This window comes from Mesorhizobium sp. (assembly GCF_041661565.1).
Lineage (GTDB): Bacteria > Pseudomonadota > Alphaproteobacteria > Rhizobiales > Rhizobiaceae > Mesorhizobium.
Window position 1 is genome coordinate 1 of sequence record NZ_JBAZUD010000103.1, and the last position, 18,830, is coordinate 18,830.

Annotated in this window: 18 protein-coding genes; 6 read left to right on the forward strand and 12 right to left on the reverse strand. The window is 64.2% G+C overall.

The window, feature by feature from the left end:
• A partial coding sequence (locus tag WC739_RS17655) for an ABC transporter ATP-binding protein (protein ID WP_372954312.1) occupies positions 1 to 1,070 on the forward strand: 1,070 nt, incomplete at its 5' end.
• Between the two features lie 49 nt (positions 1,071 to 1,119).
• Here WC739_RS17655 and WC739_RS17660 read toward each other — a convergent pair.
• Complete coding sequence (locus WC739_RS17660; protein WP_372954313.1) at positions 1,120 to 2,106, reverse strand: AraC family transcriptional regulator; 987 nt, start codon at positions 2,104 to 2,106, stop codon at positions 1,120 to 1,122.
• Between the two features lie 183 nt (positions 2,107 to 2,289).
• On the opposite strand from WC739_RS17660, the gene WC739_RS17665 reads away from it, so the two are divergent.
• On the forward strand, positions 2,290 to 3,501 hold the full coding sequence (locus WC739_RS17665; RefSeq protein ID WP_372954314.1) for an MFS transporter: 1,212 nt from the start codon (positions 2,290 to 2,292) through the stop codon (positions 3,499 to 3,501).
• A gap of 75 nt (positions 3,502 to 3,576) precedes the next feature.
• Here WC739_RS17665 and WC739_RS17670 read toward each other — a convergent pair whose 3' ends face one another.
• Positions 3,577 to 3,924, reverse strand: a complete 348-nt coding sequence (locus WC739_RS17670; RefSeq protein WP_372954315.1) for a GFA family protein — start codon at positions 3,922 to 3,924, stop codon at positions 3,577 to 3,579.
• Positions 3,925 to 4,043: 119 nt separating this feature from the next.
• On the opposite strand from WC739_RS17670, the gene WC739_RS17675 reads away from it, so the two are divergent.
• Positions 4,044 to 5,339, forward strand: a complete 1,296-nt coding sequence (locus WC739_RS17675) for an amidase (protein WP_372954316.1) — start codon at positions 4,044 to 4,046, stop codon at positions 5,337 to 5,339.
• Between the two features lie 19 nt (positions 5,340 to 5,358).
• Here the strand turns inward: WC739_RS17675 and WC739_RS17680 are convergent, their stop codons facing one another.
• The 5 genes from WC739_RS17680 to WC739_RS17700 all read right to left on the reverse strand — a co-directional run bounded on the left by WC739_RS17680 (position 5,359) and on the right by WC739_RS17700 (position 9,607).
• On the reverse strand, positions 5,359 to 5,742 hold the full coding sequence (locus WC739_RS17680) for a hypothetical protein (protein ID WP_372954317.1): 384 nt from the start codon (positions 5,740 to 5,742) through the stop codon (positions 5,359 to 5,361).
• 41 nt (positions 5,743 to 5,783) lie between these two features.
• Positions 5,784 to 6,764, reverse strand: coding sequence for a hydroxyacid dehydrogenase (locus tag WC739_RS17685; RefSeq protein ID WP_372954318.1), 981 nt, complete (start codon positions 6,762 to 6,764; stop codon positions 5,784 to 5,786).
• A 5-nt stretch (positions 6,765 to 6,769) separates the two neighbouring features.
• Entirely contained in the window at positions 6,770 to 7,486 is a 717-nt protein-coding gene (locus WC739_RS17690; RefSeq protein WP_372954319.1) for a FadR/GntR family transcriptional regulator, read from the reverse strand.
• A gap of 2 nt (positions 7,487 to 7,488) precedes the next feature.
• Positions 7,489 to 8,658 carry a mandelate racemase/muconate lactonizing enzyme family protein gene (locus WC739_RS17695; protein ID WP_372954320.1) on the reverse strand — a complete coding sequence of 390 codons (1,170 nt, stop codon included), beginning with the start codon at positions 8,656 to 8,658 and terminating at the stop codon, positions 7,489 to 7,491.
• 61 nt (positions 8,659 to 8,719) lie between these two features.
• On the reverse strand, positions 8,720 to 9,607 hold the full coding sequence (locus WC739_RS17700) for a sugar phosphate isomerase/epimerase family protein (protein WP_372954321.1): 888 nt from the start codon (positions 9,605 to 9,607) through the stop codon (positions 8,720 to 8,722).
• A 394-nt stretch (positions 9,608 to 10,001) separates the two neighbouring features.
• Here WC739_RS17700 and WC739_RS17705 point away from each other — a divergent pair, with 394 nt between their 5' ends.
• The 3 genes from WC739_RS17705 to WC739_RS17715 all read left to right on the forward strand — a co-directional run bounded on the left by WC739_RS17705 (position 10,002) and on the right by WC739_RS17715 (position 13,317).
• A complete protein-coding gene (locus tag WC739_RS17705) occupies positions 10,002 to 11,057 on the forward strand; it encodes a sugar phosphate isomerase/epimerase family protein (protein WP_372954322.1) in 1,056 nt (351 codons plus the stop codon).
• Positions 11,058 to 11,068: 11 nt separating this feature from the next.
• Positions 11,069 to 12,256: a Gfo/Idh/MocA family protein gene (locus tag WC739_RS17710; RefSeq protein WP_372954323.1), complete on the forward strand. Its 1,188-nt coding sequence runs from the start codon at positions 11,069 to 11,071 to the stop codon at positions 12,254 to 12,256.
• A gap of 209 nt (positions 12,257 to 12,465) precedes the next feature.
• On the forward strand, positions 12,466 to 13,317 hold the full coding sequence (locus WC739_RS17715; RefSeq protein ID WP_372954324.1) for a sugar phosphate isomerase/epimerase family protein: 852 nt from the start codon (positions 12,466 to 12,468) through the stop codon (positions 13,315 to 13,317).
• A gap of 278 nt (positions 13,318 to 13,595) precedes the next feature.
• Here WC739_RS17715 and phnE (WC739_RS17720) read toward each other — a convergent pair whose 3' ends face one another.
• From phnE (WC739_RS17720) to WC739_RS17740, 5 genes are all read right to left on the reverse strand, one after another.
• Positions 13,596 to 14,963, reverse strand: a complete 1,368-nt coding sequence (gene phnE / locus WC739_RS17720) for a phosphonate ABC transporter, permease protein PhnE (RefSeq protein WP_372954325.1) — start codon at positions 14,961 to 14,963, stop codon at positions 13,596 to 13,598.
• Between the two features lies 1 nt (position 14,964).
• Entirely contained in the window at positions 14,965 to 15,879 is a 915-nt protein-coding gene (phnE, locus tag WC739_RS17725; RefSeq protein ID WP_372954329.1) for a phosphonate ABC transporter, permease protein PhnE, read from the reverse strand.
• A gap of 111 nt (positions 15,880 to 15,990) precedes the next feature.
• Positions 15,991 to 16,899, reverse strand: a complete 909-nt coding sequence (gene phnD / locus WC739_RS17730) for a phosphonate ABC transporter substrate-binding protein (RefSeq protein WP_372954326.1) — start codon at positions 16,897 to 16,899, stop codon at positions 15,991 to 15,993.
• Between the two features lie 148 nt (positions 16,900 to 17,047).
• The gene (gene phnC, locus WC739_RS17735) at positions 17,048 to 17,905 is read right to left on the reverse strand and encodes a phosphonate ABC transporter ATP-binding protein (RefSeq protein ID WP_372954327.1); all 858 of its coding nucleotides are present in this window, start codon (positions 17,903 to 17,905) and stop codon (positions 17,048 to 17,050) included.
• 131 nt (positions 17,906 to 18,036) lie between these two features.
• The gene (locus tag WC739_RS17740) at positions 18,037 to 18,747 is read right to left on the reverse strand and encodes a DUF1868 domain-containing protein (protein WP_372954328.1); all 711 of its coding nucleotides are present in this window, start codon (positions 18,745 to 18,747) and stop codon (positions 18,037 to 18,039) included.
• Positions 18,748 to 18,830: the final 83 nt, after the last annotated feature.

Consider the following 18,830-nt stretch of genomic DNA (forward strand, 5'->3'; position numbering starts at 1 on the left):
CTTTCGGCAATCACACGGCCTTGACCGGGCTCGACCTCGAGATCGCCGATGGCGAGTTCTTCGTCCTGCTCGGCGAGACCGGCGCCGGCAAGACGACGACGCTGCGTCTGGTGGCCGGGCTGGAGAAGCCCAGCGAAGGCCAGGTCTTCATCGACGGCGTTGACGTCGCGGCCTGGGGGGCGGCCGAGCGCGACGTGGCGCTGGTGCTGCAGCAATATTCGCTCTATCCGCGCTATACTGTACGGGAGAACCTCGAATTCCCGCTGAAGCCGAAAAGCCGCCGGCTGCCCGATGCCGAGATCAAGGACCGCGTTGACCGCGCGGCCCGCACGCTGAGGATCGAGCACCTGCTGGACCGCAAGACCGACCGGCTTTCCGGCGGCGAGATGCAGCGTGTCTCGATCGGCCGCGCCATCGTGCGCAAGCCGCGCGTGTTCCTGATGGACGAACCATTGTCGGCCCTCGACGCCAAGCTGCGCGAGGCGCTGCGTACGGAACTCAAGAACCTGCAGATGCAGCTCGGCGCCACCTTCCTGTTCGTCACCCACGACCAGATCGAGGCCATGTCGATGGGCGACAAGGTCGGCGTTCTCAATCATGGCCATATCGTCCAGACCGGAACACCACACGAGATCTACAACAACCCACGCGACACCTATGTGGCGAGCTTTGTCGGCTCGCCGCCGATGAACCTCATCGACGGCAGGCTCGTGAATGGCCGCGCGGTGATGGCGTCACTGAATTTCGAGCTGCCTTTTTCGGCTGGAGCCAAGACTTTCGGCGGGCTGAGGACGGACGCGGCGACCGACGGCCGGCCGCTCGTCTTCGGCATCCGCCCGGAGGATGTCTATCTGGAGAGCGGCGCGCCGGTCGAGGCTCGCGTCCACGATGTCGAGAACCATGGCGTGGAGAAGATCCTGACGCTGCGGGTGGGCGACGCCACGCTGCGCGCCACGGTCCCGGCCAGGACGGATGTGGCGATCGAGCAATCGGTGCGCTTCGCCTGGAACGCCGACAAGGTCGTGCTGTTCGACAAGGGAAGCGGCGTCAGCTTGCGGCACGCGGTGTGATGCCGGCCGCTTCGGTCACCCGAAGCAGGCGCTCGACAGGAAGATCGGCTCAGCCGGCCTCGCGCATGTCGGCAAGTTCGCCGGCACGAAGGTGGCTGGGCGCGGAGCCGATGACACGTTTGAAAGCGCGGCTGAAGGCGGCGTCCGATTCATAGCCAAGGCGCGCGGCAACGACGGAAATCTTCATCCTGTCGCGCACCAGCCACTGCCTTGCCTGATGCATTCTCACCTGGGTGACGTATTTCGCCGGTGTTTCGCCGACGATGGTGGCGAAACGCTCGGCGAAACCCGATCGCGAGGCACCCATCATCCTGGCCAGCGATTCGACGGTCCAGTCCTGGTCGGGCTCGAGATGGATGGCGGCCAGCACGCGGCCGATCTCTCGATCCCGCACCGCCGCGATCCAGCCTGACGCGTCGCCACAGCCGCGCTCGACCCATGAGCGGATGACGGTTGCCGCCAGCACATCGGCCAGGCGTGCCAGGATGCCGCCGGAGCCGACGCGCTCCATCGTGACTTCGCGTGCCATCGAATCCAGCAGATGCGGAATTCCAGGCTCATAGGCTTCCAACTCATGGGTGTGCATCACATCCGGCATCATGCCGAGCAAAGGGTGCAATCCGTCGAGATTGAAATACATGCTGGCGCAGAACAGCAGCGTTCCCGGCTGGCAATTCTTGTCGCACATCTCCGCATTCGACGTGCAGTAAACGTCCTTGCAAACCTCCTCGCGCTTGTAGCTGTGAATCGGCCAGGTCTGGGCGCCGGGCTCGCTCGCCAGCACATGCGCCGATCCTCGCGGCAACAGCACCGCGTCGCCTGCATCAAGCTCGACCCAGTCACCCGAGGGCTGCTTCAACCAGCAGCCCTCGCGGCCGATGAAATGAAAGCGGGCGGCGGGATGGGACGGAAACTGGATGCCCCACGGCTCCTTCAGCTCGCAGCGGCCATATTCAACGCCATCGAGGCGCAGCCCGCGCAGGATGTCTGTAAGCGGGTCACCAGTGACTGGAATTCTGGACGAATGGTCAAGCATAATGGGGTTTCTAGCATGGAAACTCCAGGCGGTCACTGCCTATGTTGCGGTACAGCCAAATGCTGCGCTGCAAAAGATTTGGAACCGACCACGCTGCCAAGCCTTGATGGGCAAGCATGTAACGGGTGGGACGCCCGGTCGGCCATTTCCCATGTGCGCTTAAAACAGACCGGAGACAGACCCATGGCCGACCCGTCAACAGGCGTCATCGACGCGTCCCTTCTGAACGCGGAGTCAGACGAGCGAACCGAGCCCGCCTGGGGTGCGGTCGTGTCCTTAGCGCTTGGCGTCTTCGGCCTCGTCACAGCCGAATTCCTGCCCGCCAGCCTGCTGACGCCGATGGCGCGCGACCTGGGCGTCAGCGAAGGCGTTGCCGGGCAAGCGGTGACGGCGACCGCGATCGTCGCCGCCGTCTCCGCGCCCACCATGGCGATCATCACCAGGCGCCTGGACCGCAGGCTGGTGATGTGGATGCTGACAGGGTTCCTGATCCTGTCCAACCTTCTGGCCACCTTCGCCTCGTCGCTTACCTTGCTCTTGCTGGCCCGCGTCGTGCTCGGCGTCGCGCTTGGCGGCTTCTGGGCGATGTCGGCGGCGATGGCCTTGCGGCTGGTGCCGATGCGGCTGATGCCGCGGGCCATGTCGATCATCCTGACCGGCGTGTCACTGGCCACTGTCACGGCCGCTCCGGTGGGCGCCTATGTCGGTGACATCTGGGGCTGGCGCACCGCCTTCATGATGGCCACGGTCGTCGCCGCCCTGGCGCTGCTGGTGCAGGTGGCGACCATCCCGAAGCTGCCGCCGGTGGGCGTCGCCAGCTTCCGCACCTTGCTCGCAGTGCTCGAGCGGCCGTCGATCCGGGTGGCGCTGCTGGTCGTGCTGCTTGTCGCTTCTGGGCATTTTGCCGGTTTCACCTATGTCCGCCCCTTCCTCGAAAAGGTGCCCGTGCTTGATATCGAGACCATCTCGCTTGTGCTGCTGGCCTATGGCGTCGGGGGGTTCTTCGGCAATCTCGCCGGCGGGTTCATGGCCGAACGCAGCCTCAAGACCGCCGTGGCAATGGCGCCTTTGCTGATCGGCCTGGCGGCCATCTCGCTGCTGGTGCTGGGCGTTTCGCCGCTGGTGTCGGCAGCCGCGGTGGCGGTCTGGGGGTTTGCCTTCGGCGCCGTGCCGGTCGGGCTCCAGACATGGCTCGTGCGCGAAGCGCCCGATCAGGCCGAGAGTGCCGGCGGGCTGATGGTCGCGACCTTCCAGGTCGCCATCGCGCTGGGCGCGGTCTCTGGCGGCCTGCTGGTCGATCATGCCGGCGTGGCCAGTGCGTTCGCCTATTGCGGCTCGGCGACATTGCTGGCGGCCGTGGTGGTGTTCCTTCTTGGCCCGAAGCGCGTCGCATAGGGCGCTGGTGGGCGTCGGACCCTTCCTTACGTTGTCCGGCGCCCGCTTCGACCTCCCTCGACGGATGCCGCGGATTCAGGCCGAGCGTCCGTCGAAGTCGAAGATCGGCAAGGTGGAAGGGTCGAGACCGGAAACGCAGTTGATGTTTATATAGGCGCTGCGCCCCCCGCCGCCGCGGACGTCCTCGGCGAAGGGATGGATGCCGCAGCTGCGGCAGAAACGATGCGCGATCGCATGATTGCCGAATGTGTAGGTGCCGAGGTCATCGCCCCAGGCGAGGAGCGTCAGGGATTCATGCGGAATGGCGCATAACAGCGCGCCCTTGCGCGCGCAAATCGAGCAATTGCATCGCAGAGCGCCCGTCAGTTCAGCCGCGAATTCGAAGGCGACCTTGCCGCAATGACAACTGCCTTTGTGGAGCATCGGGTTTTCCTTCCATCCGCCTAGGGTGCAAAGCCGCTTGCGCCGGGTTAAATCTCTGCAAGCCATGCGCTGGCTGTTGATCCAAGGACGTTCAAGGCGCTCGGAGTCCGACACTGAAAATGCAGTCCGTCCGCGACCATCTCGAAATCATCCTCTCGCGCCTTGCGGCTCGTGCCGACGATGAGCGCGTGTTCACCAGGCTCCATGCCGAAGCCGCGCGGGCGGCGGCCGACGCCAGCGACGCACGCAAGCGCGTGGGCGTGACGCTCGGACCGCTCGACGGCACCATTGTCTCGATCAAGGATCTCTTCGACGTCGCCGGCGAGGCGACCATGGCCGGCTCGCTGATGCTCAAAACCGCGGCCCCCGCCCCGCGCGACGCCGCCATCGTCAGCCGGTTGCGGCAGGCCGGCGCCGTCATCATCGGCAAGACCAACATGACCGAATTCGCCTTCACCGCGATCGGCGACAACATGCACCACGGCACGCCCGGCAATGCGATGGAGGCCAGCCGGATTCCCGGCGGTTCGTCCTCAGGCGCCGGCGTTTCGGTGGGCGAGGGGACGAGCGAGATATCCATCGGTTCCGATACCGGCGGGTCGGTGCGTATCCCGGCGTCGCTCAACGGCGTCGTCGGCTTCAAGCCGACGGCGCGGCGGGTGCCGCTTGCCGGCGCCTTCCCCCTGTCCGCCACGCTGGACTCGATCGGTCCGCTTGCCCGAACCGTCGCCCGATGTGCTGTCGCCGACGCGGTGATGGCCGGTGAGGCGCCGACCACGCCGGCGCCGATTTCGCTTGGGGGACTTCGCGTCGGCATCCCGCGCGGCGCGCTTTTCGCGGACACGGAAGCCGAGGTCGCAGCAGCATTCGAGTGCTGTCTGGGCAAGGTCGAGCGCTCTGGCGCGCGCCTCGCGGATATCTCGATCGATGACCTTCTTGCCGATTTGCGCGCGGCAACCAAGCGCGGTTCGATCGCTGCGATGGAAGGGGCAGAAGTCCATGCCGATTGGCTGGCAACGGGGGCATCGGTTCCGGTCGATCCACATGTCAGCGGGCCCTTGTCACGGGCGGCTATGCTGCCCGCTCCGGTCTATATCAGGGCTCTACGCCGCCGCGCCGCGCTCGCAGCCGCCATGGAGGATCGGCTGGCATCGGTCGATGTGCTGGCCCTGCCGACCACGCCGGTGATGGCGCCGACCATCGTTTCAATGGCCGAGGACGCCGCGCTTCGTGACCGCACCGAGGGCCTGCTGCTGCGCAACACACAGGTTGCCAACCAGTTCGACCTCTGCGCGATCTCGCTGCCGATGCCAGGCATGACGCTTCCTGCCGGATTGATGCTGGTAGCGCGCAATGGGCATGACCATCATCTGCTGCGGATCGCCGCTGAAGTGGAGCGGCTGCTTGGTTCGTAACCGGACTTGAACCGGGTTCTCAATGCGAAGAACAGTGCTTGCGCTCGCTATCCCTGGCGGTGCGCACGATGCGGGTCGCGACTAGCCATGGCAGGCTTTGGTCCTTGCCGTTGATGGTCTGGGTGCGCTGCTCGATCGAGCCCCTGACGATTATCTTTCCCGTGTAAAGCGCGTCTGAAAGATCGGTTATCGCCTTGTCTTGCTGCGGCAATCCGCTGGCATCGATCGACACGCCCTCGATGATCGCGCCGGTGGCGAGGTCAAGCGCACTGTTGGACGGGCACGGCGCCTTGAAGCAGCGCAGTCCGTTGTCGCAGTAGACATAGCTGCTTTCGGCCGCGGCGGGCGACGGCGAGGCGCAGATCGAAGCAGCAACCAGAGATGCGAAGCGAAGAGGGAACATCGGGTCAGCGATGCCGAAGAATAGGGCAAAACGGCGATGTGTTATGCGCCGACCGGAAACCGTTGCCGGTAGTGACCGACAACATCGGGGTTTCGCAGATTGACCGGCAGTTTGCCCGCCAGCACCAGCAATGCCTCGCCGGCGGCGCCGACGCCCATGCGCATCATCGATTCCTCGGTGATTCCCGCCATGTGCGGGGTAATGATGACATTGTCGAAGCCGAAATAGGGATGGCCAGGCGGCAGCGGCTGCGTCGAAAACACATCGAGCGCGGCACCGCCAATGCGGCGTTTCCGCAGGGCCTCGATCAGCGCATCGTCGTCGACGACCGGTCCGCGCGACACGTTGATCAGCAGCGCGTTCGGCTTCATGCGGGCTATGCGTTCGCGGCTGATCAGGCCGCGCGTCTCTTCGGTGAGCGGGCAGCACAGGACGATGATGTCACTCTGTTCGACCAGGGCGTCGATCGACAGGAAGCCGACCTTGTCCGGTGCCGGCCGCATGCTGCGCGTCGTCGCCACCACCTTCAGGTCGAAGCCGTGCGCGGCGATATGGCCGACGGCCTGTCCGACGGCGCCAAGGCCGACGATACCGATGGTCTTGCCGGCAAGCTCGCCGTTGGAGTTTGCATGCTCGCGCCCGGCGAGCCAGCCCTTTGCCCGCAGGTCGCGGTCGACGACGCGGAAGTTGCGAAGCAAGGCGAGTGCGACGAACATGACGTGCTCGGCGACCGAGCGCGCATTGACCGCCGGAACGTTCGCAACCAGCACGCCGGCGGCGGTTGCCGTTTCCATCGGGATCATGTCGAGCCCGGCGCCATGGCGGATTGCCGCCCGCAACTTTGCCGCGCCTTGGAAGAGGGCCGGCGGCAGTGGCGCGCGGACAATGACGATGTCGGCATTCCTGGCCTCGGCGGCAAGCGTCGCCGCGTCCAGGGCGGATGCGACGACGAGCTCGCCGGCGCCGGCCAGCATGGCCGAGGCGTGCGGATGCAGAGGGTGCGTCGTGAGGATACGGGGCATGCCGGTCAGGCCTTCTCGAGTGCCGCGCGTTGCGCTTCCTCGGCATGGCCCTCGATCAGGCCCTTCCAATAGCTCTCGGCGCCTTGCAGGTGGGCGCTCATCAGCGCCTGGGCAAGATTTCCGTCGCGGCGCAGCAGCGCCTCGTAGATCTGGATGTGGTCGGCATGCGAGCGCACGCTGCGCTCGGGGTCGTTGAAGTAGATCGGCAGGCGCTGCTCGCCCATCATGTAGTAGACGCTGCAGACATTGTGGAAAACGCTGTTCTTGGTCGCGCGCACGATCTCGAGATGGAATTCGCGATCTTCCCTGGCAAGGCCCTCGCCGGCGGCGATGCGCTCTTCCGAGGCTTTCAGGATTTCGCGCAGCCGCTCGAAATTCTCCTCGGTGGCGCGCGAGCAGGCAAGCTCGGCGGCCTTGATCTCGTGGATCTTGCGCAGTTCGACGGTCTCGTAGATCTGGATCGGGTCCAGCGGCAGGCCCGCTCGGGCAAAAAGCGCCATGGCTTCCACGCTGGCCTGCTTGGTGTCGATGTAGATGCCGGACTTGGCCCGGCGTTCGACGATGCGCATGGCTTCGAGGATAGCGAGCGCCTCGCGGAGCTGGCCGCGGCTGACGCCGAAATGCTCCGCCAGTTCACGTTCCGACGGCGTCCGCCCCGTTTCCTTGTCGGAATGAGAGAACAGATAGGCGGCGAGTTCCGCGAGAAGGTTCTTTTCTTTCATCGTCAACCGCGTTGCGCGTGCGCCTCCAGGAACCGCTCCGAAATGGTGAATCCCAGACCCGGTGTTTCCGGGATCGCTATCATACCGTCCTTGGCTTCGACAGTCTCTTCGACCAGATCGTGGATCATCGGGTTGGCGCCGAGCGAATATTCGACGGTGAAGCTCGAGGGCGACGCCGCGCAGACATGCAGCCCGGCGAAGAAGCAGGGCGCGCCGGCCCAAAGATGCGGCGCGAACCGCAAGTTGAAGGCGCTGGCGATGGTGCCGATCTTCATGGCCTCGCTGATACCGCCGCAAAAGGCGGGATCCGGCTGGAAAATGTCCGCGGCCTTGAGCACGGCAAGGTCGCGGAAGGCGTAGCGTGTCGCCTCGCTCTCGCCGGTGGCGATGGGAACGGTTCCCGATGCCCGCACCTCGGCCATGCCGGACTTGTCGTCGGCGATGACGGGCTCCTCGAACCAGGCGAGATCGAGGTCGCTGACAAGGGTGATGAAGCGCTTGGCTTCCGCCACCGTGTAGGTGCCATGGGCGTCGACCATCAGCTCGACATCGGGGCCGAGCGCCTGCCTTGCCGCGCGGACGCGGGACGCGGATATGTGCGCGGCGCCGTCCATCGAGCCGACGCGCATCTTCAGGGCCTTGAAGCCGCCCTTGGCGATGTAGGATTTCAGCTGCTCGCCGATGGCGTCGGCCGCCGCCCAGCCGCCCGAGGCATAGGCCGGCATGCGGTCCAGCTTGCGGCCGCCCAGCAGCCGCCAGACCGGCACGCCAAGCGATTTGCCGAGAATGTCCCAGAGAGCGATGTCGACGGCGCTGATCGCCGCGACGCTCATGCCGCGTCGTGCCAGTTGCGGCATGGCGTGGCCGGCCCGGGCGGCGCTATCGTGCCTTACTCCGTTGTAGAGCATCTCCCAGATGACGGAGATGTCGGCCGGATCACGGCCGATCAGCTGCGGCCCGACCTCATGGTTCAGCATGTGGACGAGGGCGCCATAGCTGCCGGCGCTGCCAGCCGCGTTCTTGCCTTCGCCCCAGCCGACCAGCCCGTCATCGGTCTCGATGCGCAGGATGGCGGCGTCAAAGGTCGTCACCTGGCCGAAATCGCTGCGGTGCTGCCGAGCGGCTTCGATCGGCACGCGGACCCACCAGGCTTGGACGTTCTTGATGCGCATGGTCTTCCCCAGCCCTGCCGCCGGTCGTGGCGAAAGGGCAAATTTCCTTGGAGCCCGTCGACTACTTGATCAGCGGCAGCAGCGTTTCGGCGTTGATGCGCATCTGATCGGTGTAGAACTTCTCGGTGAGTACGCTGGAGCCGTGATCCTGGATGAACTTCAGCTGTTCGGGCGAAATGTCGACCGGGTGGCGCTCGACCATGTCGGGATAAGGCGCTGCCGGCGTGCGATCGACCGGCGCGACGAATTCATTGGTCAGCGCGCCGTCATAGCCGATCTCCCGCAAGGTGGCGACGATCCTGGGCCAGTCGATCTGGCCGAGGCCGGCGGCGAAACGGTTGTTGTCGGCGACATGGAAGTCGAACAGGCGCTTTCCAGCGTTCCGGATTGCGTCATAGACGTTAAATTCTTCCATATGGATGTGGTAGGCGTCGAGGCAGATGCCGCATTCGGGATCGACCGCGTCGGCCAGCGCCAGGGCCTGCGAGCCTCTGTTGAACAGATAGGTCTCGAAGCGGTTGAGCGGTTCGATGGCGATCTTGACGCCGACCTTCTTGGCGTGGGTGAAGCATTCGCGGGTCGCATCGACAACCCATTTCCATTCCTCTTCCTCGGTGCCGTCCGGAACCACCTTACCAACCGTCGCCGGAACCAGGGTGATGATCTCGCCATCGAGTTCGCTGACCATGGTCAGCACGTCCTTGACATATTGTACCGAGCGCTCGCGCTGGCCTTGATCCTTGGCGGCGAGGTTGCGCTCGCCCAGCATGAGCGTGACCGCGCCCCAGCAGCGGATGCCATGCTCCTTCAGGAGCGCCCGGGTCTCGTTGGTCTTGTACTGCTCGGGCTCGCCGGAAATCTCGATCGACTCATAGCCGAATTTCTTGATGCGCTTAAGCGTCGTCTCCAAAGGTTCGGCTCGCATCCAATTGTGCGTCGAAAGATGCATGGTCTGTCCTTCCCAAATCGTCCTGATGGTTCGCCTGCGACACGCGTCGCCGAAAGACGACGCAAAGGTTCCTCCCCAAGGCATCCCCAGCCTTTTCTCGCAAACTGGTTCGACCAATTGGGCCTGTAACGACCTCTACAGGAAATTCCGAGGGACGGCAAGAAGCGCTCGAACGCAACTTTATGTGTTTGATACGGGCTTGATTTTGCTGGAATAACCGACGGCGAATGGCGTGTGTTTGCTGATATTCGGGCACATCGCCTGACTTGACCAAATTCCCGTATTTGGTAATACCAGAATAGCGTACACATAAAGCGACGAGCAGGGACCAAAGTGGCTGGCCCTGCTTCCAATCGGCGCTATGCTGGCCGCACAATGTAAGGGGAGGATGCCGATGCCGACGACAATGAAGGGCCCGGGGCTGTTCCTGGCGCAGTTCGCGGGCGATGCCGCGCCGTTCAATTCACTGGCTTCGATCACCAAATGGGCCGCGGGGCTCGGCTACAAGGGCGTGCAGATTCCCACCTGGGACGCGCGGCTGTTCGATCTCAAGAAGGCGGCGTCCTCCAAATCCTACTGCGACGAGGTCAAGGGGATCTGCGCGGACGCCGGCGTCGAGATCACCGAATTGTCGACGCACCTGCAGGGCCAGTTGGTGGCGGTGCATCCGGCCTATGACGCGCAGTTCGACGGTTTTGCCCCTGCCTCGGTGCACAACAATCCCAAGGCGCGGCAGAAATGGGCTGTCGAACAGATGAAGTTCGGCGCCAAGGCGTCGCGCAATCTCGGGCTGGACACCTCGGTGACGTTCTCCGGCGCGCTGGCCTTCCCTTATCTCTATCCATGGCCGCAGCGGCCGGCCGGGCTGGTCGAGGAGGCGTTCGCCGAACTCGGCAAACGCTGGAAGCCGATCCTCGACATCTATGAGGACAATGGCGTCGATGTCGGCTACGAGATCCATCCCGGCGAGGACGTCTTCGACGGCGCCACCTTCGAGATGTTCCTCGATGCGGTCGGCGGTCACCGACGCTGCAACATCAACTACGACCCGTCGCACTTCCTTTTGCAGCAGCTCGATTATCTCGACTTCATCGACATCTACCACGAGCGCATCAAGGCGTTCCACGTCAAGGATGCCGAGTTCAACCCGACCGGCCGGCAGGGCGTTTATTCCGGCTACCAGAGCTGGACCAACCGCGCGGGCCGCTTCCGCTCCCTCGGCGACGGGCAAGTGGATTTCGGCGGTATCTTCTCCAAGCTGACGCAGTACAACTATGATTCCTGGGCGGTGCTCGAATGGGAGTGCTGTCTCAAGCATCCGGAGGATGGCGCGGCGGAGGGCGCGCCCTTCATCCAGCACCACATCATCCGGGTGACGGAAAAGGCATTCGATGACTTCGCCGGCGGCGCCACGGACAAGAAGGTGCTGCGCGGCATGATGGGGATCTGAGGGAGGAAAAAATGGTCGGCGCTTCGAAGTCGGAAACGGGAGGCGGCCCGATCCGCTATGGCATGGTTGGCGGCGGGCAGGGCGCCTTCATCGGCGCAGTGCATCGCATCGCGGCGCGCATGGACAATGACTTCGTGCTGGTCGCCGGGGCGCTGTCGTCCGATCCGGCGCGGGCCAAGGCATCGGCCGCCGAACTCGGGCTCGATCCGGAGCGCAGCTACGCCTCCTATGCCGAGATGGCCAAGGCCGAGTCGCAGCGGCCGGACGGCATCGAGGCGGTTGCGATCGTCACGCCCAACAATGTGCATGTGCCCGCTGCCAAGGCCTTCCTCGAGGCCGGCATCCACGTCATCTGCGACAAGCCGCTGGCGACGACGCTGGCCGAGGCCAGGAAACTGGCGGCGATCGTCGAGAAGACCGGCAAGGTGTTCGTTCTCACCCACAACTACACCGCCTATCCGATGGTGCGGCAGGCGCGCGAGATGGTGGCCAAGGGCGTGCTTGGCGACATCCGCATCGTGCAGTCCGAATACCCGCAGGACTGGCTGACCGAGGATCTCGCCGCCACCGGCCAGAAGCAGGCGGCCTGGCGCGCCGATCCTAAGCAGGCGGGCGCCGGCGGCGCGCTGGGCGACATCGGCACCCATGCCTACAACCTCGCCCGCTTCGTCTCCGGGCTGGAGCTCGATTCGCTTTCGGCCGACCTCGATGCCTTCGTGCCGGGGCGCCAGCTCGACGACAATGTCAACGTCATGCTGCGCTTCAAGCCCATGGGCAAGACGCATCCGGCCAAGGGCATGATCTGGGCGAGCCAGGTTGCGCCCGGCCATGAGAACGGGCTGAAGCTGCGCATCTATGGCTCGAAGGGTGGGCTGGAATGGGTGCAGGCCGATCCGAACTATCTCTGGTACACGCCGTTCGGCCAGCCGAAGCAGCTGATCACCCGCAACGGCGCCGGCGCGCTGCCGGTGGCCGGGCGCGTCAGCCGCGTGCCGTCGGGGCATCCGGAAGGCTATCTCGAAGGCTTCGCCAACATCTACCAGGAAGCTGCGCGCGCCATCCGCGCGGCGCGCCGCAAGGGCGGCAAGCCGGCAAAGGATGTCGTCTTTCCGACCATCCAGGATGGTGTCGAGGGCATGGCCTTCATCGAGGCCTGTGTGAAGTCTTCGAAGAAGAATGGGGCGTGGACCAAGCTTTAGGCGCGCGGCGGGTACGAGGGCCCCCTCACCCGGATTGCCAGCCGAATTGCGAAGAGCAATTCGGGGCAATCCGACCTCTCCCCGGAGAGAGAGAAGGTGCCGACGCCAGCCTCTTCTCCCTCGAGGAGAAGGTGGCCGCGAAGCGGCCGGATGAGGGGGAGTGGCATAGCCGTAGGACAACACAGCCGGCAAAAAGGGGAGGGTTTCAGATGAAAATCGGCATGTGCATGTTCTTGTGGACGACGGCGGTGTCGAAGAATCACGAGCCATTGCTTCGCGACATCAAGGCGACGGGCTTCGACGGTGTCGAGATCCCGATCTTCGTCGGCACGCCGGACGATTACAGGAAGCTGGGCGACCTGCTCGACCGCATCGGGCTGGAGCGCACCGCGGTCTCGGCGATGGGCGACCCGGCGATGAACCTGATTTCCGCCGATGCGGCCACGCGTAAGGCCGGTGTCGACTACATGAAATGGGCGATCGATTGCGCCGATGCGCTCGGCGCGCGCACGCTGAGCGGTCCGCTGCATTCGACGCTCGGCGCCTTTTCCGGGAGCGGGCCGACGGCGGCCGAGAAGAAGCGTTCCATCGCCTCGCAACGCGCGATCGGCGACCATGCCGGCAAGCGTGACGTCACCATCGGGCTCGAGGCGCTCAACCGCTTCGAATGCTATCTTCTCAACACGATGGCCGATCTGTCCGAGCACATCGATGCGATCGACCGCCCTCATATCAAGGCGATGTATGATACGTTCCATGCCAATATCGAGGAGACCGATCCGATCGGCGCCTACACGAAGCACCGCGACAACGTTGTGCATATCCACATTTCGGAGAACGATCGCGGCGTGCCGGGGCGCGGCAACATTCCGTGGAAAGAGACGTTCGCTGCAATCCGCAAGAGCGGCTATGACGATTGGCTGACGATCGAGGCCTTCGGCCGTTCGCTGAAGGACCTGGCGGCGGCGACCAAGGTGTGGCGGGATTTTTCCGAGACGCCGGAGGCCGTGTATCGCGAGGGGTACAGGCATATCAGGGATGGGTGGAAGAAGGCGGCTTAAGAACTCGATCGACTCCTGGGGCCGGTCGCGGCGATGCTGGCATTCGTTCCATTCCATTGCGTGCGCGGCGGTTGCCAGGTGGTTCCCCCACTCCGTCTCGGCTTCGCCGAGCCACCTCTCCCCGCTCCGGAGGGACAGGAAGGGTGCCAGCCTGAATCGCCTCGCGCCTTTCCTCTCCCCCGTCGATCGGGGGAGAGGTGTCGAGCGAAGCTCGACGGAGTGGGGGGTCGACCCTTTGGTGCCGGGCGAGACGATGCTCGCGCCTCTGTATTACAACGCTATTCCCGCTCGGCCTGGGTCCTGTTGTAATCATGGATGGTGGGGCTAAGTCTGCGACGCAGGAAGTTCGATATGTTGTCGAAGGTGAAGACCACGGCAAGCGTCAGCAGCACCATGTAGAAGACGTTGGCCCAATTGGAATTGGTGCGCATGGCTTCCCACAATTTCAGGCCGATGCCGCCGGCGCCGACGGCGCCGATGATGGTGGCGCCCCTGGTGTTGGATTCCCACTGGTAGAGGGTCTGGCTGATGAACACCGGAATCACTTCGGGTATCACGCCATATCGCTGCACGAGAAGGCCGTTGGCTCCGGTCGAAATGACACCTTCGCGGGGCTTGTCATCGATGTTCTCCAGCGCCTCGGAATAGGTTTTGCCGAGCGTGCCGATCTCAGTGAAGAAGATCGCCGCGCTGCCGGCCAGCGGGCCGGGGCCGAAGGCGCGGGTGAAGAACAGCGCCCAGATCAGCATGTCGACCGAGCGCATGAAGTCGAAGAAGCGCTTGAGCACCTGGCTCAACAAGCCGCTGGGCGTGATGTTGCGGGCGGCGAAGAAGGCGAGAGGGAAGGCAACGATGCCGCCGAGCAGCGTGCCGAGGAACGCCATGACGATGGTCTGCAGCATCTTGGTCCAGACGTCGCCATGCTGCCACTGGGCGTTGTTCCAGATGTTGTCGCCGGCAAGCGCGAGGTTGGACGTGCCAGGCCTGAGCTCGGGTCCATACAGGATCAGCGAGACAACTTCGCCGGCCGGCTTGCCGAAGAAGGGCGAGCGGGTGTCGAAGACGAAATTCGCCCAGCCGAGGAAACGCTTGCGCACCTTGACGCGGTCGACGGTGACGCGCACCTCGCCGGCAAAGCCCATCTTGGCGACCACCTCGTCGTCATGCGCCGTGATCCAGTCCGGCACCGGGCCGGTGATGACCGGCTTGCCGCTGGTCAGCGCCACCGGCACGGTCTGGCCGTTTGCGACGATGGTCGCTTGCGTCTTGTCGAAGGTGACGGATTTCGCCGGGCCATCGATCAGCACGGTGAAAGTGCCGTCCGCATTCCTGGTCACCCAATCGGGGTTCGGATTGTCGCCAAGCGCCGAGAAGCGCGGATATTTGGGGGTGATCTGCGGCTGGTCGAGACGGAACTCGGGCTGCAGATCGTAGCTGACCCATTGCGACAGGAAGAGCGGCAGCCGCTCCCAGTGCGAGTCCCGCAGCACCTGCGGCAGGCTGAAGAACCACATGGCGTAGGCCAGGTAGAGCACGGTGCCGACAAGCAGGAACAGCGGCCCGAAGCGCTTGTAGGCCGGCCGCCTGAACACCTGCGGGAAACGGTGCTCGATCGCGCTGATCTCGTCGGCGGTCATCGCAGCCATGTCAGGCCCCCATCTGGAAGGCCTGTTCGCCGACGAGCTTGCGGCGCAGCCAGGCGGAGAACTGGTCGACGATGAAGATGGTGGTGAACAGCAGCAGCACCAGCGCCAGCGTCTTGGCGCCGAAGCCGCGCGAGATGGAGAGCTTCAGCTCCTCGCCGATGCCGCCGCCGCCGACAGCGCCCATGATGGTCGAGATGCGCACGTTGATCTCGATGCGGAGCAATGTGTAGGACATGAAATTGGGCAGAACCTGCGGCAGACCGGCAAAGCGGACACGCTCGAACCAGTTGGCGCCAACCGCTCGCAGGCCTTCCTCGGCCCTCATGTCGATGTTCTCGTTGATCTCGTAGAACAGCTTGCCCAGCGCGCCGATCGAATGCAGCCCGATGGCGATGATGGCGGCGACCGGGCCGATCGAGACGATGGCCGCGAACAGGCCGGCGATGACGATCTCAGGGAAGGCGCGAAGCAACTCCATGAACCGCTTGACGACGAGGCGCAGCACCGGATGCGGCGTCAGGTTGCGTGCCGCGATGAACGAGAACGGCACGGCGAAGATGAAACCGATGAAGGTCGACACCAGCGCCACGTTGACCGTGGTCAGCATCAGCTCGAAATATTCGGGAATGTAGAAGCCGCCCCAGACATAGGCGCGGCCAAGCGGGAAATTGAACTCCTGGGTGCCCGTGTCGTGCGGCGAGGCGATGTCGAACAAGGCCCGCCAGACGTCGTTCCAGTCCTTGGGGACGAGCCAGCTCAGGAAATCCAGAATGTGCGGCAGGCGGTCGAAAAAGTGCCCGGCATTGGCTTCGTCGGCGAACCACATGCTGGCGAACATCGCGACAAGCAGCAAGGCGATCCCAAGCACCGTATAGAACCGGCGAAGGGATGTCTGGCGTCGCCAGGCATCGGCCATCTGGTGGGGGGCGCCGGAGGAGGGTGCGGCGGAAGGGGCTGTCACAGAGAGGGTCATGATCGGGATGCAAAAAGGGCGGCGCTTTCGGCACCGCCCTTCCTGATTTCGCCGTTAGCCGCCGATGGCTGCCTTACGGGCTTCGATGATGACGTTGTAGAAGTCTGCCTTCACGGGCACATAGCCGGTAAAATCGCCACCCTCGACGCCTTCGAAGCAAGCCTTGTCCTTCTTGGGCAGGTCGGTGAAGAAGGCCGCCAGCTTGGCGCTCATGTCGTCGCCAAGCGCGGTGCGCACGACCAGCGGGCCGTTCGGGATCAGGCCCGAGCGCCAGACTTCGACGAAGTCGTTGGGGTCGACGGCGCCCTTGGCGACTTCCTTGTGGAAAGTGCCGGAGGTGTAGCCGTTCTTGAAGTCGCCGATGCCGGAGGAATCGTCAACCGCGACATCGACCTTGCCGTCGCGCACGGCCAGCACGTTGTTTTCGTGGCCGCCGCTGAACTGGGTCGAGGCGAAGAAGGTCTCGTTCGAAGCGCCGGTGTCCTTCGGGATCTGGGTCAGCGGGATCAGATAGCCGGAGGTCGAATCCGGATCGGCGTAGCCGAGCTTCTTGCCCTTGGCGGACTTGATGTCGGTGATGCCCGACGACTTCAGCGCCAGGCCGATCGAATAGTAGCCGGTGGCGCCGTCGGTCTGCTGGGTGGTGAGGATGGGCGTGACGGCCTTCGGATCCTTGAGGGCGATGCTGGCATAGCCGGATGCACCCAGTTCGGCGAAGTCGAGCGTGCCGCCAAGCAGGCCCTGAATGACGCCGTCATAGTCGGCGGCCGGGAACAGCGACACCTTTTCGAAGCCGAACTCGGTCTTCAGATGATCGGCGAGGCACTGGAAGTTGCGCAGCCGGTCGGTCTCGTTCTCGCCGCCGAGAATGCCGACGCGAAACTCTTTCATGTCGGCGGCGTGAGCGGCGCTTGTCGCCATGGCGAGCACCGAAACGGCGCTGAGAACCATCTTCCTGAACATTGGATATCTCTCCTGTAGGTTCCGGCCCCGCGCCGGCAGCGTTATCGATTGTGACAGGTGCCCTTGACGCGGGCTGGCGATCCAGGCCGCTCTTTCCTCGCCCATGATCTTTCCCGAAAACCGGATTCCACTTTTCGGGATCATGGGGTCAGTAACCCGGGAATGCGGGTTCGAGCGGTCCGGCGGATGCGATGATCTTTTGCTTGAAAGCGACGCTGGTGGAGGTGATGGCCTCGGAGATTTCGCCGCCATTGTTGTCGGCGCCATAGACGAGGCGCACGGCCTCACGGTTGAGCTCTTCGGGCGGGCCGTCGAAGACGACCTTGCCGGCGGCCATGCCGATGATGCGGTTGCAATAGGTGCGGGCGGTATCCAGCGTGTGGAGATTGGTGACGACGGTAATGCCCTCGCGCAGATTGATGTCCTGCAGCGAGTCCATCACCACCTTGGCGTTGAGCGGGTCGAGCGAGGCGATCGGCTCGTCGGCGAGGATGACCCGGGGCTGCTGCATCATGGCGCGGGCAATGGCGACGCGCTGCTGCTGTCCGCCCGACAGGGTGCCGGCGGGCTGCAGCGCGGTGCGGGCAATATCGAGGCGATCGAGAGCGGCGACGGCCTCGGCGCATTCGGCGCGGGAGAACACACCGAACAGATTGGTGAGGGTCGAACGGTGGTTCAGCTTGCCAAGCAGCACATTGGTCAGCACGTCCAGGCGCGGGACCAGATTGAACTGCTGGAAGATCATGGCGCAGTCGCGCTGCCAGCGCCGCAGCGGCGGACCCTGCAGTTTGGAGACATCGGCACCGTCAAAAAAAATCGACCCCTGGCTGGGATCGATGAGACGGTTGATCATGCGAAGGAGGGTCGACTTGCCGGCGCCCGAACGGCCGATGATACCCACCATCTGACCGTGCGGGATCGAGATGTTGATGTCGCTGACAGCGGTATTCTTGCCAAATCGTCGGCTGACACCGCGAATTTCGAGCGTGGCGGAAGTTGCTGACATGGGGCTGGGCTCCAGTCTGGGCCTTATTGATCGTAGGGCCCTCGCCTAACGCAGCCACATGAACCTGCCGTGTCGCCAGCATGTCAGTTTTGTTACGGTCAACAGGCGCGGAGGCTCGCGCGTGGCGGCAATCAGCCGAGCACCAGCAACTCCTCGAAATGCTTCATGTCGCGGAAGGCGCAGAAGGCGGGAGGCTTGATCTCGATGACCGGTACCTGCCGTGCGAACAGTGCCAGGCTATCATCGAACAGCGCCTGCCATGCGGCGGCCCTGTCGTCGGCAAGGCGCTGGATCTGATAGGCGAAGGTGATGTGGAAGACGTAAGCGTCGTGATCGGGATGCCGGTAGCCGAACGGCACCGCCAGCGCGTCGCGCCATTGACGCATGATGCGCACGTCCTCGTCGGTCGCGCCGGCCACGGTGAGGCCGGTCGGCACAATTTCGACCACCCTGATGTTGAACGGCCCGAAACCCCGGAAATCCTTCAGCCGTTCCAGATAGAGCCGGGTCATGGCGTCGATGCTGGTATCGAGCGGGACGTCCTGCGGCCAGTAGGGCAAGCGGCGGCGATACTCGATGATGCCCTGGAACAGCGTCATGTGCAGGCTGGAGACAGGCGTGAAAGCCAGCCGGTCGGCATCTTGCATCGCCAGCATCTTCTCGCGCACGGCAAGCACCACGGCCTCGGACGGTGAACCGCTGACCAGATGGCTGACGACGGTGTTGCCGGGCTCGGTCAGGAAATTCCCTGACATGTCGTAGCGCGTCCCGAGATGCACCGGTGGGGTCGGGTTGGAGCCGGCAAAGAATCCGGCGAGCGACAGCTTGATGATGTCGGGCATGGCGATCTCCTGGGAAAGATCGGGTCCTGCCTGTCCTCTATGTCAGGGATATGAAACAGGTTTCCCCCTGACGATGATGTGAG